The following is a 17,404-nucleotide window of genomic DNA, read 5'->3' as shown; positions in this document are numbered from 1 at the left end:
ACTTTTAACTACATTAAAAGTCGTTTTGACTAAATCTATTTTATAGAGCTGTTGCAACTTTGTACTATTAAAAACAGATAGTAAAAAATGAAAAATTGGACAACAGTTGATATGCCCCAAAGAAAAGATGGTTTAGCAGTAATTACAGGCAGTACAGAAGGCGTTGGATTTGAAGATGCTTTAGCATTATCATCCGCAGGTTGGAATGTAATAATGACGGGCCGTAATGCTCAAAAAGGAGCCGATGCTATTGCTAAAATACACAGGATTAACCCAAAGGCAAAACTGAGTTTTGAAAAAATAGACCTCGCCAACCTATCTTCCATTAAAGACTTTGCTCAAAGAATGAATTCCAAAGGGCAAGCCATTGATTTATTAATTAATAACGCCGGGGTAATGACACCACCAAAGCGTCTCGAAACTGTCGATGGCTTTGAGTTGCAGTTCGGCACAAACCACCTAAGCCACTTTGCATTGACCGCTCAACTTCTTCCATTACTATGTAAGTCACCTTATGCTCGTGTTGTCACCGTTTCGAGTGTAGCGAATCGTTCTGGCAATATTAATTTTGATGACCTTCAGTCAATATCATCTTATAACCCATCCAAAGCATACAGTCAGTCAAAACTCGCTAATCTGATTTTTGCTTTAGAGCTTCAGCGGCAAAGTGAAAAGCACGGTTGGGGCATTACCAGCATAGCTTCTCATCCTGGTGTTTCCCGAACCAATCTATTGATAACAGGTGCCGGAAAATGGAGTATTCCGGGAATAATGCGAAGATTTTTTCCGTTTTTATTTCAACCACAATCACAAGGAGCATTACCCACTTTATTTGCAGCCACTTCCCCAGAAGCCAAAGGCGGATTATATTACGGACCAAACAAAATGAGTGAAACACGTGGTTTTCCATCTATCGCAAAAATCCCCGCACAAGCAGAGGATAGAAATGTTGCCGCAAAATTATGGGAGGTATCACAAAAACTGACAAATGTTGAATTTTAAATCTTAAGGACTAAATAATAATAACATCCAGAAATAAATAGAAATGAAAAATTTACTTTTTACAGTTGTAATGCTGTTGGTAACTGTGACAACATTTGCACAAAAACTATCTGCTGATAAGATAATCGGCGTTTGGGAAAGCGTGGATTCTGACCCCAAACTAAAATTTGAATTTTACAAATCAGACGGAAAATATTTTGGAAAATTATTATATGCTTCCAATATGTACGAAGCAGATGGTAAAACCATAAAAAAAGACGATAAAAACCCTGATAAAAGCTTACGCGGCAGGTCAAGATACGGCATTACCAACATCACAGACCTTACTTATCAGGATGGTGAATACACGGGAGGAAATCTTTACAATCCTGCGGAAGGCAGTAATTACCGAGTGAAGGCAAAGCTGAAAAATGGCGATGAGATGGATTTTCGTGGATATGTTGGAATTTCCCTCTTGGGTAAAACAATGAAATTTAAACGAGTTAAATAAAAGTAAAAATGAAAAACGAGCATAACAAAGACAGCCTGTCGGGGTTTTGGTTTATAGTATCCAATGCCGTACCACCCATCGGTTTTTTCTTATATTTAAAACATAGAAAGCGATTTCCAAATAAAGCCCGAAGAGCTTTGACAAGTGCGGTAATCGGAGTTCCGATTGCAGTGATAGTAGGTTTCATAATGAATAATTACATTCTAAAATGATAAAGAACATCGTCTCGTTAGCTTTAATGATGGTTTCAGTAGCACTAAGTTTCAAACATGGTTGGGATACATTTAATTACAAAAAAAATCCTGAAGCGCTAAAAATGATGGGCGAATTGGGCATTACAGAAACAATGATACCCATTTTCGGTGGGGTTACATTATTAATTGGTGTATTGTTGCTTATCCCTAAAACATTTTTCTTGGGCAATATGCTCAATGCTATTTCTATATTGATAATTATGGCATTGGCAATGAGAGTTGGGAATTTTAAAATGGTGTTGATAGAATTACCTTTTTTAATGATGCCTTTGGTATTGATTTGGCTGAAATATCCGTTTTTAAAAAATTAATCAAATTTGCATTATGGAAAAACCAGTCCGAATAAAAACCATTTCAGAGTTACACAAATTAATGGGCTTGCCTAAACCGCACCATCCATTGATTGAACTCATTGATTTATCCAAACAAAAAAAGGATACGGGAATTTTTGCTGTACTATTTGATTTATACGTGATTACTTTAAAAAGAGGTTGCAATAAATTATTTTACGGACAACAACAATACGATTTTGATGAGGGGGTGATGGCATTTTTATCGCCCGGACAAATTTTACGTGGAGAAAGTGACAACATTCCGGAAAATATAGACGGTTGGATGTTGTTTATCCATCCCGATTTTATATGGAATACCTCTTTGGCTAAAAAAATAAAACAATACGATTTTTTTGGATATACTGCCAATGAAGCCTTGTTTTTATCAGATAAGGAAGAAACTATTATCAACGGAATAGTAGAAAACATTAAAAACGAATATCAAACGAACATTGACCATTTTAGCCAGGACATCATTATTTCACATTTAGAGACTTTGTTGAATTATTCGGACCGGTTTTACCAACGACAATTCATTACCCGTAAGAAAACTAATCATCAAATCCTCGACCGGTTGGAAGTATTACTTTCAGATTATTTCAACAGCGACGATTTAGTTTCAAAGGGATTGCCAACTGTTCAGTACATTTCAGACCACTTAAATGTTTCGCCAACCTATCTGCGCACTTTACTCAAAACATTGACAGGCCTGAATACGCAACAGCACATTCACGAAAAACTGATTGAAAAAGCAAAGGAAAAATTGTCAACAACCGATCTAACGGTAAGTGAAATTGCTTATGAATTAGGCTTTGAGCATATGCAATCGTTCAGCAAATTGTTTAAAGAAAAAACCAATCAAAGCCCTTTGGGGTTTAGGGCTTCGTTTAATTAAAAAAGACAGACGATGTTGTAATAGAATTCTGTAACCTTTGACAGCATTTCAGCTAAATTCGAGAAGCTAATTAAAAATTAATTATTAAAAAATATTGTCTCGAGGAAGTATTTTGAAAAGAAAGAGGCCGTCTTATTCGAGACAGCCTCTTTTAATTGATGACTTCTAAAATTAATGCGCCAATGCTATTTTAGATAATTAATTTGAAATTATTTCATCAAGCTGATATTGGTAAGGCCTCCGTCTGCAAGAATTTCTGTTCCGACGATAAATGATGACTCCTCGGACGCTAAAAACACAGCAGCATTTCCTATTTCTGAAGGCAATCCCTGTCTTCCGATTGGTGTTATGTCTCTCCAGACCTGTTTCACCTGTTCCAGATGTTCTGCAGGCACCATTTTCCCGAAAACTGGTGTGTCAATAGAACCAGGCGACAAAGCATTGACTCTGATTTTTCGAGGGAGTAAATCCGAAGATAAGCCCTTTGCTAATGAAATGACCGCTGCTTTTGCCGCTGCATAAATTGTCATTCCTGGAGCCGCACGATGAGCCGCACTTGAACCAATTAAAATAATTGAAGCTCCGTCGTTAAGATATGGAAGTGATTTCTGTACAGTAAAATACGAGCTTTTTAAATTTAAGTCCATGTATTTATCATAGCTCTCTTCTGTAACCTGGTCAACAGTACCCATAGAAACGCCATCAACAATTCCGCCTGCATTTACTACCAATACATCAATTTTTCCAAACTTTTCGACCGTTTTCTTAAAAATATTTTCTAAGTCATTAAGATTATTAACATCTCCTTTTATTGCGATAAACGCTTTGTCTAAAGCATCTGCAGAGATTTGTAAACTCTCCTCATTTCTTCCTGTGATAGTTCCCACTGCTCCTTCATTTTTAAATGATTCCGCAATACCAAACCCAATACCACTGTTACCGCCTGTTATAACGGATACCTTGTTTTTTAGTCTATTCATTTCCTAAAGATTAATTTTTATAAACCATAAATTCCACCTGAAACAGCAATTTGCTCACCCGTAATCCATCCTGCGTCATCAGAAGCTATAAATACCGCAACTTTTGCTATATCATCGGGCTGACCAGTACGTCCCAGCGGAGTAGTTGATACCAATTTGGCTTCAAATTCACTGCCGATGAAGCCCGCGCTGTGAGAACCCTCGGTTTCTACAACTCCTGGTAAAATAGAATTGATACGAATGTTTCTTCCGGAAAATTCCTTTGATAAAGCAACTGTAAAAGCGTCTAGTGCCGTCTTCGTCGCGGAATATACAGATCCCGTAGGTAGTGGAGATCGACTGGCCCCAGAACTGATATTGATGATGTTCCCCCCTTTTTCACCAAATGTTTTCAAAGCAGACTGGATCGCAAATACAGACCCTAGAACATTGATGTTGAATTGCTGGTGAAATGTTTCTGCAGATACCTGCTCGATAGGTTCATAATTATAAATCCCGGCATTGTTTACAAGAATGTCCAATGTACCGAATGCATTTTTTGCCTCATCAAATAGTCTGATGACATCTGTTTCTACCGAAACATCCCCTTGTATCGCAATTGCAGTACCGCCATTATCGCTAATGAATTTCACGACTTTGTCAGCATCTGTTTTACTAGAGGCATAATTAACTACGACTTTTGCGCCCTCTGCGGCAAAATGTTTTGCTATCGCAGCACCTATTCCTTTTGAAGCACCTGTGATTACAGCTACTTTATTTTCTAATTTGCTCATTGTTCGTTTATTTTAAAACTTGTGAGCAAAATTATTACATTTAAATTTATTTAAGTAACTTTGTAACGAAAAGTAACAGTAACGACGGGGTAACGTTGTAACATAAAAGTAACCTCATGAATTGTAAACCTAGCAGAACAGAAGAGCATAAAAAAGACCTGATGGCCGTTCAGGATTCAATGGACGCATTACAGGGAAAATGGAAAATATCCATTATTTCATCGATTTGTTATTACAATAAGAGAAGATTTTCTGACATACTAAATGATGTGATCGGGATCTCCAATAAGATGCTGAGCAAAGAATTGAAAGAGCTAGAAATTAATAAGTTAATTAAGCGAACGGTTTTAAATACTCAACCCGTAACGGTTCAATATGAACTAACGCAGCACGGTAAATCATTGCAAACGATTATAAATAATCTGAAAGACTGGGGAATAAAGCACAGGCAAGAAATTTTAACAAATAATGCAGACATCTTCATTGACGTAAAAACTAAGGATGCCTTAGTTGAAAATAGCTAATAGAATCGTTTCCTTTCAATTAAATTATTGAATATCATTGGTCATGAAAAAGGTCATCTCGATTGAGATAGCCTTTTATCATCACAGTCATGAATGAACCAGACTGATGACTTCATTCTCACTTTTTCATTGTGAGGCCTCCAATCCTCAAATGTTAATACATAACACATATCATAGAGTTTTTTGTTAAACAATTTTATCACACATATAATCTTTCCACAATGATTAATTCATAATATAAAATTAGTGAATTTATTATAAATCAATACTTAGTGGTTTATTAGCATTCCCTTAACGATGGAAACGTCATCACAGTAAACGGAAATTCTTTTTCTCCGGCATTTGGAAGAGCTTTGTTGGCAAGTACTATTAATATTCCTGCTGGTGGTGCTAAATACGATTTGGTTGAAACAGTTCCACAGTTTGGTAAAGAGTATATAAATTTTGTCTCAAAAATAGTTGTAAGTTCGTTACGAATTTGTCAGGTATTTTGATAAATTGATGGCTTCCAATAAATTATCTACCCAAAAGTTTTTTAGTTATGAATTCATTAAAAAATAGGTCTCTGTAAATATTTCCTATTGGAATTTCGTTTTCACCAATGTAAATAGTATTGTTATCTAAAGAATCTATACTATTTGAGTTTATAATATATGATTTGCTCACTCTGGCAAAAATATTTTTTGGTAATTGTTCCTGAATTGTTTTAATATTCATCGCAGTAATTATTTTTTGATTTTCAGTATGTAAAATCACATAATCTTTCAAACCCTGAATAAAAAAAATTTCGTTAAAATAAAGTTTAAACATTTTGCGTTCTGCTTTCACAAATAGATAATCATCTGTAGCAGGCTCTATATTTGAGGTTTCATTTTTAGGTTTTAGAAGCTTAGAATAGATTTTGGCTTTTTCTACCGCTTTTTGAAAACGTTCTGATCGTATGGGTTTAATAAGATAATCTACCGCATCTACTTCATAACTATCAACAGCAAATTCTGAAAATGCAGTAGTAAAAACGACAAGCGTTTCTTTTGGGATACGATTGGAAAATTCGATTCCGTTGGTTCCGGGCATCTGAATATCGAGAAAGACTAAATCCACAGTGTTCGGATTGTTGTTTAGAAAAATTCCCGCAGATTCTGCACCATTAAAAGTATCCAGTAAAATCAAATTCGGTGTTTTCTCAATTAGCATACGTATTGCTTCTCTTGCAAGAGGCTCATCATCAACAATAATACATTTCATTTTTTTAAATTTATAAGATAATAATTACTTTTAATTTTACTCAATAAATTAGTATATAGCGATCTTAAAATGTAATCGATAAATAAACGGAAAAGGTTTGCTCATTATTCTCAATTGTTAGTGAATGGGTGGCTGGAAATAATAATTCCAGTCTTCGTTTAACATTCACTAATCCTAGACCTCCGGATTGAGAAATGGTTTTTTGTAGCGGTTTTGAATTAATGCATCGAAAGATCAATGCTTCATTCTTTACTTCAAAAAAAACATGAACGTAAGATGATTTTACAGAATCGTTATTATGTTTTACTGCATTTTCTACGAATGAAATAAACAGTAAAGGTGGAATCTGCACCCCACTTATTGCACCTTCTTTCGAGATAAGAAAACTGAAATTGTCACGTCTTATCTGTTCTAAATTAAGAAAATCTTCTACAAAATGAATATCCGCTGTTAGCAAAACTTTCTCTCTTGTACTGTCATATAGTTGGTAGCGCAGCAGATCACTTAACTTAAACAAAACCTGAGAAGCTTTTATAGGGTCTTTTTGAGTCAACACGTTAGCATTATTCAACATATTGAATAGAAAATGTGGATTGATTTGATTTTTTAATTGTTCTAATTCGGTACGGGCATTAGCTTTTACCAATTCATTGATAAGTTGTGCATCGGTGATCCATTGCTGAAATAATTTTATAAATGCAGAAGCAATACTGAGCACGATCACAACAAAAGACAATGACAGGAAATTAATTTTGTCATCCTGATAAGGCAAAAGATAGGGTTTAAAAAAATATGCTGCCAAATGATGTGTAAATGCCCAAAAAATGACATACAAAAACACAAACAATCCATAGATAGAATATTTGCTTTTGAACAGATACCTGGGAACCCAAACATACATATTGATATAAGAAAGCAAAAAAACCTGAAAAAAAATCAACAGCCGATTGTATGTCTCTACTGGTTCAAAATATTCAGGATTACTGTAATATAAAACCACAAGACTGAAAACAATAAGCAATAGATGTCTATAAATCCGATGGTCCGGAGAAATGATAAATTGGAAGATCCGATTTTCATTGATAAACTTATTCTGTAAATTTTTGTTCATTCCATCAAAAAAATTAATAATAACAAATGTAAAGTTTACAACAATTATAACCGGATTTTTTATACAAGAGTAGGTCTTTATTATACGAAAACCCAAATAACATCATTCTCAAATGAGAAACCATTTAAGCCAAAAAAATTTAGTCGTTAAAACATATACTTTCATATAAAAATCAATCACTTTCGTATAATTACAAGATAATGAGGTTTGTCCAAAGATAGTTTTGCTTCAGAATTTAAATGAATCCAAAACGATAATGAAGAACAAACTTTACATCCCGTTGTTTGTAGCGATTTCAATGACTGCTATTGCACAAGAGAAGGCAACACTCAGCGGCACCATTGCCAACAAATCCAACAACGAAACCCTTATTGGCGCAATTATTTCTATTCCGGAAGCCAATATTACGGTGGTTACAAACTCTTATGGTTTTTATTCTATCACCCTTCCACATGGTAATTATACTATTGTGATAAGCAATTCGGAATTTGAAACTTTCGAAGAAAAAATCTCATTGACCGAAAACACAAAAAGAAATTTCGTTCTCAATGAAAACAGTCGTACCAAAAATATTGACGAAGTTGTCCTGACAAAAAACACAACAAAAGCCAATATCCGCACACCGGAAATGAGCGTGAATAAACTTTCTATTGCAACCATCAAAAAAATGCCTGCAGTGATGGGAGAAGTGGACGTTTTGAAATCCATTCTTCAGCTCCCCGGTGTATCCAATGCGCAGGAAGGCGGTTCGGGCTTCAATGTGAGGGGTGGTTCTGCGGACGGGAATCTTGTTCTTCTGGATGAAGCTGTGGTTTATAATACATCCCATTTATTTGGGTTTTTCTCGGTTTTCAATTCGGATGTTATCAAAGATCTAAAATTGTACAAAGGCGGGATTCCCTCTAATTTCGGAGGAAGGATTTCGTCGGTTTTAGATATTTATCAGAAAGAAGGAAATAACAAAGAATTTCACGCCAATGGAGGAATTGGTGCTGTATCGAGCAGATTGCTCGTAGAAGGTCCAATTGCGAAAGAAAAAGCCTCGTTCGTGATTGCAGGAAGAGCTTCCTATGCCCACCTTTTCCTTAAACTGGCAGATGAACCCAATTCTGCTTATTTCTATGACCTGAATGCCAAATTGAATTACAAGATCAATGATAAAAACAATTTGTATCTCTCTGGCTATTTCGGTAAAGACGATATGAGCTTTAATAATAGTCTGATGAATGATTATGGAAACTCACTTTTCAATGTAAGATGGAATCATATCTTTTCTGATAAACTATTCTCGAATGCTTCCTTAATTTATAGTAAATACGATTATGGTTTGAAAATAAAATTCGCCGGGCTGAACTGGAATTCTGACATCAAGAATTATAATTTTAAATACGATCTCAAACATTATTTGTCAGATAAGATCAATCTAAGCTATGGTATCAATGCGATATATTATCAATTTAATCCTGGGACAATTGACCCTTTTGATGAATATTCTCCGGTAATTTCAAGACAAATAGCGAAGAAATATGCGTTCGAAAGCGCACTATACATTAATGCAGAACAGAAATTATCCGATAAACTCTCCGTTAATTACGGCCTCAGATACAGTAATTTTCAAAGATTGGGAGATGAAAAAAGAAATATTTATCAAAACGGTCAGGCTGTGGTTTACAATCCGGAATTAAAAATTTACGAAGAAGGAACGCCGATCGGAACTGTTGACTATGGAAAAAACAAAAAAATTATTTCATTTGATAATTTGGAACCTCGTTTAGCAGTCGCTTATTCGTTCAATAATGATCAATCTATAAAGGCTAGCTATAACAGGATGAGCCAGTATGTTCATTTGATATCCAATACCGCTTCCATTTCGCCACTTGATATCTGGTCTCCAACTGACCAATATCTGAAACCTGAGATTCTGGACCAAGTCGCATTAGGTTATTTTCAAAATTTTAAATCAGGAAAATATTCTTTGGAAACTGAAGTCTTTTATAAAAAAGTCAAAAACAAAACGGATTACGTGGATGGCGCAGACCTAATTGCAAATGATGCTATTGAAAGAGTATTACTTACAGGTGAAGCCCGTTCTTACGGATTAGAAATTCTATTAAGAAAAAATACGGGAAAACTTACGGGATGGCTTTCTTACACACTTTCGAAAGCAGAACAAAGAACACCGGGAAGAACTGCCGAAGAACCGGGAATCAACAACGGGGAATGGTACAGAGCAAATTATGACAAAACCCACAATCTCTCACTGACCGCAGCATATCAATTTACGAAAAAATGGAGTTTCGGTGGAATTTTCACTTATCAGACCGGAAGAGCTGCAACTTTCCCGAACGGCAAATACCAATATCAAGGAATTACGGTTGCCAATTATGGAAAACGGAATGAAGACTCGCTTCCTGCATATCATCACTTAGATATTTCGGCAACTTATACTCCCAAAGCTGACAGCAATAAAAAATGGAAAAGCGAATGGGTTTTTAGCATCTACAACATCTATGCAAGAAAAAATGCAGCTTCTTTAACATTCGGACAAAATACCGATACCGGCTTGAGCGAAGCCAGCAGAATATCAATTTTCGGAATCATCCCGAGTGTGACCTATAATTTTAAATTTTAATTCTAAAAACATATAAAAATGAATTTTTTCAAAAAATATTTTATCATAGCATTGGGATTGCTTCTGATTTCTTGTGAAGATGTAATAGATGTTGACTTAGATACAGCAGAACCAAGATTGGTAATAGATGCTTCTATAGATTGGCAAAAAAATACCACGGGGAACGAGCAAAAAATCAAACTTTCTATGACCACAGCCTATTACAATGAAGAATTTCCAATAGTTTCCGGTGCCACTGTTACCGTTTCAAACTCATCTAACACGGTTTTTAATTTCGTAGAAAATACGGGAACGGGAGAATATGTATGCAACAATTTTCAACCTGTGATTGGAGAGACTTATACCCTAAAAGTTATTCTAAACGGAGAAACTTACACCGCAACGGAAAAAATGATGAGTGTCGTAAAAATCGAAGACAATATCGACCAAAACAACGAAGGCGGAATAGCAGGTGACGAAATCGAAATCACTTATTATTATCAGGATGACGGCTCTCAACTCAATTATTATTTATACAGCAATAAAATTCCTCAGGTTGCTTTTCCACAATATGAAGTTGAAGATGATGACGATACGCAGGGAGGATTGACACCGGTTTATTTTTCCCACGAAGATTTGAAACCCGGAGATATCGTCAACATAAAATTGTACGGAATATCCAAGAGGTATTATGAATATTTCAGAAAACTCCTGAATGCTTCAGGAAATGATGGAAATCCTTTTTCAACAACACCAACAGATGTTCGGGGTAATATCATCAATCAGACTAACAGCGACAATTTTGCTTATGGATATTTCAGGTTGTCGGAAGTGGCTCTAAAAGATTATACGATTCAATAGCTTATCTTTATTTCGCATTTTACAAAAGTGCATTATTTATAAAACCCTTCACTAGTAAGGGTTTTATAAATTTAAAATATTATCTTTTAATTCTTCCACAGAAAGTTTTCTTAATTCTACGGGGAAATGTGAGCGCAACTTTCAAAAAGCCATAAATTTTTGACTGCCCGTAGAAATCATCTAATTCGAAAGCAAACGAAGATGATTAATATATCAATTAATAGAGTATATATAATCTTAAAATTAATATTCTTAAAAAGTGTAAGATACTATTTTGACTATCTTTGCCATTATTCCGTATTATGAAACTTCTGACCTTATTATTTGTATTTTTTACAGGTATTTATCATGCGCAGGATCTTGCAGCCTTCAACGCTATCTACACAAAAACTTACCTTGAAACTTCCCAAAAAGATTTTGATAAAGCCTTAAAAGTTGCAGATTCACTATATTCTATTTCAGAAACTCCTTTACTGCAAACAAAGAGCTTAATGTTGACAGCAACACTTTATCAGCAGGCCGGAAACTTTGAAAAGGCAATAAATTATGCTTTGCAGTCTGAAAAAATCATTGAAAATACAGATAATGCTATCTGGAAAGCCAGGGTATATGGTTTTTTGTCATCACAATACCGTTTTATAGGACTTTTTGAGAAATCGAAGAAATATTTTGAAATAGGTCTCAATACAGCCAAAGATATTACCAATCCTGAAGTTGCCAACAATACAAAAGCTATGATGATGCAGGAAATGGCATATAATAATATTGGAAGAAGAAAATTTCAGAGTTCGATTGAAAATGCAAAGAAAGCCGAAGAATACACAGAAAAGACAACTTCTTCTAAACAATATTTAACGATCACTAATGAGCAGCTTTTGGGCTGTAGTTATTATAACGTGGGTAAGTTTGAAGAATCTTTTAGGCATTATCAGAAAGCACTTGAAATGTCTAAAAACACTCCCGAAAACTACATGACAGCACTCATTCATAGTGGTCTTACATTGCTGTATGTCGAAAAAAAAGATTTAAAAAAAGCGAAAGAGCATTTAGATATTACGCTCAGAATTGCTGAGGAATCCAAAAATCCATCTCTTAAAAATGAAGTATATAATACCTCTGAAAAATATTATGCTGCCACCAAAGATCTGGAAGATTATGTACAGACAAAAGAAAAACATGATACGGTAAAAAAAATTCTTCAAAAGAACCAACAGCTTGCTGCTAATAAATCCTATTCCAAAATTGATAAAGAGAATGTTGAAATCAAAAGAAATGATTCATCCAAAACGATTATTATTTTTATCATTGTCCTCTTATTTTTAATTGGGATTATCCTTTTTATCAGATACCGAAAGATACAACGCTTAAATATCGAGCACTTTAAAAAAATTACTAAAGAATTAGATGAAAAGCGGTCGGTGCCTCTTCCTGTTGTAGCTGAAATGATCGAAGAAGAAGAATCACAATCCATTTCTCAGCGAATGATGTCTTCTGAAACAGAACAAAGAATCCTGGATTTTTTACAGAAATTTGAAGAATCAAAATTATTTACCAATAACAGCGTTTCTCTTTCGTATCTGGCAACATATTGTGAGACAAACAGCAGGTATCTTTCTTATATTATTAATACACACAAAGACGGTGATTTTAACAATTATATTAATACCCTCCGAATCAATTACGTTATCACTAATTTAAGAAACAATCCTCTTTACAGAAAATATAAATTGGCCACATTGGCGGAAGATGCAGGATTTTCATCCGCAAATAAGTTTTCGTTGATTTTTAAAAAAGTAACATCATTTAGTCCGTCTACTTTTATCAAGTACTTGAATGAAGAAGGGCTGCAGGATCAAAATGTCGCCGAACTTCGGGAAGTGTAAAATAGACAATGCATGTAAATTCATCTGTACATATTAAAATCTCTGAAAAGTTGAATCATATTAACTATCAGTTTTGTCAGAATCTTCTATTCCCTGTCATTTGAAAAAAGCAAGTATTGCTTTCATGAAAATGATAAATATATACCATTTGAACAAAGCCATTGCCTACTTCAATCTGTATCATTTTCATGAAAATGGTAAATGTTAAGCTTCAAAAACACCTATTCCTTACTTACTTTTGCCAAACATTGAGAAGATGATTCAAAATAAAACAATGTGAGTCTTCCAACTTTTTCCATAAAATCATGACAAAATGAGATATATGGTTGTTATTAATTCAAACAATATATAAGAATGAAAACAAAATTAGCGGCGGTAGTTATTTTCTTAAGTTCATTTACATTCGCACAAATTGGTATAGGAACCAGTATTCCCGATCAGTCCTCAGTTTTAGAATTGTCTTCAAACAATAAAGGCTTTTTACCTCCTAGAGTTGGCTTAACAAGTGCTACAGATGCAACGACAGTACCCACTCCTGCTAATGGACTAGTTGTTTATAACACAAACACTAATTTTGCAAGTGCAGGTCTGTATCTAAATATTGGCACATCGACCCTACCCGATTGGAGAATGCTCCAAATGCAAAGACCGGGCGGTACTACAATTGAATACACATCATTAGATCTCTCACCTGCTATTAATCTCAACACTTATCCGAATGGTGATGGAAATTGGCGGGAGGTTACTGCATTAAGACAAAATGTGAGTGTTTCTTTAGGCACAAATATAAAAACCGTAATTACAGCTACTTTAGTTGCTCAGGGTCCTTCGGGAACACTTGCTGAATGCGATGTTTTAGTTAAAATTACACCTGGAACTACACCCTTGGCTTCTGTATTACCTAATGCCAACAACCCAAGAGATTCATTCGGATTGCTTGCTAATAACGGTAACGGCCAGTCGGTCTCCATTAATATTGCCAAGTCAGAAATTGCTGCTAATACAAATTATTTTATCCAAGTATATATACTGAGAGCCAACTCACCCAATAACTTATCCGGCTATAGCTTAACGCCATTTTATATCAATACTTTAGCTACGAAATAAAATAAATCTTAAAATAGCGTTTAACATCAACTGTACTTTTCCATAAAGTGCTTTCATATTTCAATTTAAAATTTATTCAAAGATATTTTGCTGCAACGAATTGAAATTTATAAGTACGATACCCCGAATTAGAAAAACGATTTTAGAAACACAATATTCCAAGCAGTAATTTTCCCTAATTACTGTCATTTAAACCTTTACAAACTTATAACTCATGAAAAAAAACTTATTTTGCATTTCTGCAATGCTCATCAGCAGTCATTTTTTCTCCCAAATAGGCATTAACACGCCTAATCCAACCAAAATGCTCGATATTAATGGAAATGTAATAGTACGTACAGTTCCTGATGTCACTACGCAAACCGTTAAAAACCTATTAGCAGATGTAAATGGCAACATTTCCGTCAGCACATTGACGGTTTCCGGAAATACTGTAGGTGATATTAAAAAAGGATTTCAGCCTACAGATCATGATGGCTGGTATCTTTTAGATGGCAGGGCTACGAACTTACTGCCGGGCGGACAGGCGGGTGCCGCAAGTTTAGGGCTAACTGCTTTACCGGATGCTCGCGGAAGATTTCTGAAAACAAAGTCAGCAACCGAAACATTAGGAAGCGTGGGAGGCTCTAACAGCAGAACTTTAACGCAAGCCAATCTGCCGTTATACGATTATACGGGTTCTACCAGTGCAGCAGGTGGCCATGCACACATTTTAACAGAGCTTGGTGTAATTGGTGGAGGAGATATCCAGATATTATCTGGTCCCAATTATACTGTTAAATATGCCACAATTACCCGAACCACTAATCCTGCAGGTAATCACATCCACACCGCGACAGTAAATAATGAAGGGGGCGGCAGCTCTTTTTCTGTTCTGCCCAAAAATATTACCGTGAACACTTTTATCTTTTTAGGAAATTAAATGTAATACCATGAAAAAAATATATATACTATGCATCCTATGTAATCTACATTTTTTGCAGGCACAAAATGTAGGAATCAACACTCCTGTTCCTACTAAAACGTTGGATATAAACGGAGATTTGCGCATACGAACGTTGCCAGCAGGTACAGGTGCAGACAAACTAATTGTTGCCGATGCTTCGGGTAATATTTTAAAGCAGACTGCTTCGGTACGTACCGCAAGTATAGGTGATATCAAAGACAGCTACGCCACAGCAGACCACGACGGATGGTATTTGTTAAACGGACGCAGTATAGCTTCTCTTTCAGCAGCAGTGCAAGCTAATGCAGCTACCCTTGGTTTTAGCACAAGCTTGCCTGATTTCGCCGGTTCTTACGCAAAAACTGCTGCTACAGTGGAACCACTAAATACTTCTGGAGGAAGCTCTACGGTAAGTATTTTAAAAGCAAATTTACCACAATACAATTTGAACGCTGTTACAAATAATCCGGGAGATCATACACACTCTTATGAAGATACCTATACTACTGCAAATGTATATTATGCCGATGCAGCGCCTGCTGATAGCGGGGGTGCCTGGAACTATTATATATATGCTGATCATGGTAGTAACACAGAGGCAGCGGGTAATCACCTGCATACTTTTACACTAAGCTCTAATGGAGGAAATCAGGCGATGGGTCTAAGCCCTGCCTATATTGCATTAAAATCTTTTGTATATCTTGGAAATTAAAATTACACAAATGAAAAAAACATACATACTTGCCTTATTATTCATCATAATAAGCTGCCAAATAGTTTTTGCACAGGTGGGCGTCAACACCAATAGCCCAACCAGAACATTGGACGTGAATGGTGAAATGAGAGTCCGTTCTTTACCTACCACAGCTACTACTAATGACAAAAGTTTGCTTTCAGTAGATGGTAATGGTAATATTAACAGCATTAAGACTGTTTCCGGTAAAGTTGGCGATGTAAAACATGGGCTGGAAACCACAGATCATAATGGATGGTACCTTATGAACGGTCGTGCCACTTCAGTTTTACCTCCTGCTGCACAAGCAGGTGCCAGTACTTTAGGAATCTCTTCTTTGCCGAATATGACGGACCGGATGATACGTACCCAAGCTTCTGAAACAGTTGGCAGTTTAGGAGGCGCCAATTCAAATACGATATCCCAAGCCAATATGCCGGCATATACCACTGTCAGCAATAATACCACACAAAATGGTAATCATACACATTCATTTGCAGATTTGTATGAACAATTAAATGCAGCTTGGTCTTATCGACCAGGTTATAGCTATGGACATAATTTGTACGCAAACCGAAGAGCTACCAGCTATATAGGAGATCACACTCACAGCGTGGCCGCATCAACCGGTGGAAGCGGTGTACCTCTTAATATAGTACCGGAGTTTTTAGCGGTAAATACTTTTATTTATTTAGGACAATAATTTTTATACCGATAGCTACAGTTAATAGCAGACAGCCGGAGAAGAATAATTTTAGTTTATGCCCTTTGTTAGTCAGTACTTTTTCAGGCTGTTGGCAGACTGTAGCTTTCTTTTGTTATCATTTTATCACAGTTCATAATTTTAAATTATAAAAATGTATCATTATCAGGAAAACGATCTATCATTTTTCCAGAATCATTATTCCCATTTACTTTTGCTACAATATTTCAGATTCTAAAAACACAAAATGACGGGGCCATACAAATTCATATTATATGGCTCTTTTATATTTTTTAAGCCAACCTATTAATTCTTTTAAACTGTCACGTGAGAAATCAATATCATTTGAGATGTTAATTGCTGCGAATAATGATCTATTCTCTTAATTGACCAGCATATCTTTCTACTGGACTGTTAATATCAATTTGTCGGGCTGTAAATTTAGTTTAAGCTTCTAATAAACCGGAGATCAGGTTTACAGAATTAATTTTGATGTCCTCCTATTATATTTTAGACCGATCCGTACATGTCAAGGCTGGTTATACCTTACGACAGTTATTTATTTGTTTGACAAAAAAGTTAGCCGATATTGGTTGGCTGCGAAAAAATGACAGTTATTGGGCTATAGCTATTATGAAAATTTTTGGCGGATCATTCATTCATTATCAAAAGGCACTCCTGCTACTCAAAGGAGTTCCCGAGTATTATCTTATCGGGCTTGTTCATAATGGGCTTTCGCTCGAAACAGATGGGTCACTTCAAATAAAATCCACATATGTTACCGGCTCATCAATATTTCTTAAATTTACACTTGTGAAATTAAAAATGTGAGGATATGGTTTTATCACTCTTTATAGCAATGATATTTTTTGGTTGCAGGCTTGGTACTTCGTTACTGAATTAACAGAAGAAAGTTTGGTTTTCATTAAATAGATTGAAACGGCTGGTAAAATG

General features: G+C 35.4%; 17 protein-coding genes. 13 read left to right on the top strand and 4 right to left on the bottom strand.

The genetic code is table 11. The features are described from left to right. Positions 1-87: 87 nt before the first annotated feature. The 5 genes from BLT04_RS15855 to BLT04_RS15835 are packed head-to-tail and all read left to right on the top strand — an operon-like array spanning position 88 to position 2,973. Positions 88-1,002, top strand: a complete 915-nt coding sequence (locus BLT04_RS15855) for an SDR family oxidoreductase (protein ID WP_089756775.1) — start codon at positions 88-90, stop codon at positions 1,000-1,002. 43 nt (positions 1,003-1,045) lie between these two features. Next, a complete protein-coding gene (locus BLT04_RS15850; RefSeq protein WP_089756774.1) occupies positions 1,046-1,492 on the top strand; it encodes a DUF2147 domain-containing protein in 447 nt (148 codons plus the stop codon). A gap of 8 nt (positions 1,493-1,500) precedes the next feature. Continuing rightward, entirely contained in the window at positions 1,501-1,704 is a 204-nt protein-coding gene (locus tag BLT04_RS18800; protein WP_139166266.1) for a hypothetical protein, read from the top strand. Further along, entirely contained in the window at positions 1,701-2,057 is a 357-nt protein-coding gene (locus BLT04_RS15840; RefSeq protein WP_089756771.1) for a hypothetical protein, read from the top strand. The genes BLT04_RS18800 and BLT04_RS15840 overlap by 4 nt, the downstream gene beginning before the upstream one ends. A 13-nt stretch (positions 2,058-2,070) precedes the next feature. Beyond that, on the top strand, positions 2,071-2,973 hold the full coding sequence (locus BLT04_RS15835) for a helix-turn-helix domain-containing protein (protein WP_089756769.1): 903 nt from the start codon (positions 2,071-2,073) through the stop codon (positions 2,971-2,973). A gap of 209 nt (positions 2,974-3,182) precedes the next feature. On the opposite strand, the gene BLT04_RS15830 is transcribed toward BLT04_RS15835, so the two are convergent. Together BLT04_RS15830 and BLT04_RS15825 are read right to left on the bottom strand one after the other, a co-directional pair. Further along, entirely contained in the window at positions 3,183-3,953 is a 771-nt protein-coding gene (locus BLT04_RS15830; RefSeq protein ID WP_089756768.1) for an SDR family oxidoreductase, read from the bottom strand. A gap of 17 nt (positions 3,954-3,970) precedes the next feature. Further along, positions 3,971-4,726 carry an SDR family NAD(P)-dependent oxidoreductase gene (locus tag BLT04_RS15825; protein WP_089756767.1) on the bottom strand — a complete coding sequence of 252 codons (756 nt, stop codon included), beginning with the start codon at positions 4,724-4,726 and terminating at the stop codon, positions 3,971-3,973. A 116-nt stretch (positions 4,727-4,842) separates the two neighbouring features. Between BLT04_RS15825 and BLT04_RS15820 the strand changes: the two genes are divergently transcribed. Next, a complete protein-coding gene (locus BLT04_RS15820; protein ID WP_089756765.1) occupies positions 4,843-5,250 on the top strand; it encodes a winged helix-turn-helix transcriptional regulator in 408 nt (135 codons plus the stop codon). A 516-nt stretch (positions 5,251-5,766) separates the two neighbouring features. Here BLT04_RS15820 and BLT04_RS15815 read toward each other — a convergent pair. Beyond that, positions 5,767-6,495, bottom strand: a complete 729-nt coding sequence (locus BLT04_RS15815; protein ID WP_089756763.1) for a LytR/AlgR family response regulator transcription factor — start codon at positions 6,493-6,495, stop codon at positions 5,767-5,769. A gap of 64 nt (positions 6,496-6,559) precedes the next feature. Continuing rightward, positions 6,560-7,606: a sensor histidine kinase gene (locus BLT04_RS15810; protein WP_089756762.1), complete on the bottom strand. Its 1,047-nt coding sequence runs from the start codon at positions 7,604-7,606 to the stop codon at positions 6,560-6,562. A 256-nt stretch (positions 7,607-7,862) separates the two neighbouring features. On the opposite strand from BLT04_RS15810, the gene BLT04_RS15805 reads away from it, so the two are divergent. From BLT04_RS15805 to BLT04_RS15775, 7 genes are all read left to right on the top strand, one after another. Next, positions 7,863-10,238 (top strand): TonB-dependent receptor, encoded by a 2,376-nt coding sequence (locus BLT04_RS15805; protein ID WP_089756760.1) that lies wholly within the window; start codon positions 7,863-7,865, stop codon positions 10,236-10,238. Positions 10,239-10,256: 18 nt separating this feature from the next. Next, positions 10,257-11,078, top strand: a complete 822-nt coding sequence (locus BLT04_RS15800; protein WP_089756758.1) for a DUF4249 domain-containing protein — start codon at positions 10,257-10,259, stop codon at positions 11,076-11,078. A 302-nt stretch (positions 11,079-11,380) separates the two neighbouring features. Then, positions 11,381-12,961: a tetratricopeptide repeat protein gene (locus BLT04_RS15795; protein ID WP_089756756.1), complete on the top strand. Its 1,581-nt coding sequence runs from the start codon at positions 11,381-11,383 to the stop codon at positions 12,959-12,961. Positions 12,962-13,315: 354 nt separating this feature from the next. Continuing rightward, positions 13,316-14,068: a hypothetical protein gene (locus BLT04_RS15790; protein WP_089756755.1), complete on the top strand. Its 753-nt coding sequence runs from the start codon at positions 13,316-13,318 to the stop codon at positions 14,066-14,068. A gap of 214 nt (positions 14,069-14,282) precedes the next feature. Continuing rightward, entirely contained in the window at positions 14,283-14,990 is a 708-nt protein-coding gene (locus BLT04_RS15785; RefSeq protein WP_089756754.1) for a hypothetical protein, read from the top strand. A gap of 55 nt (positions 14,991-15,045) precedes the next feature. Then, entirely contained in the window at positions 15,046-15,726 is a 681-nt protein-coding gene (locus BLT04_RS15780; protein ID WP_139166265.1) for a hypothetical protein, read from the top strand. 10 nt (positions 15,727-15,736) lie between these two features. Further along, complete coding sequence (locus BLT04_RS15775; RefSeq protein ID WP_139166264.1) at positions 15,737-16,450, top strand: hypothetical protein; 714 nt, start codon at positions 15,737-15,739, stop codon at positions 16,448-16,450. The last annotated feature ends 954 nt before the right edge of the window (positions 16,451-17,404 follow it).

The organism is Chryseobacterium soldanellicola (assembly GCF_900100115.1).
Taxonomy (GTDB): Bacteria; Bacteroidota; Bacteroidia; order Flavobacteriales; family Weeksellaceae; genus Chryseobacterium; species Chryseobacterium soldanellicola.
This window is presented reverse-complemented; position numbering and strand designations above follow the sequence as displayed.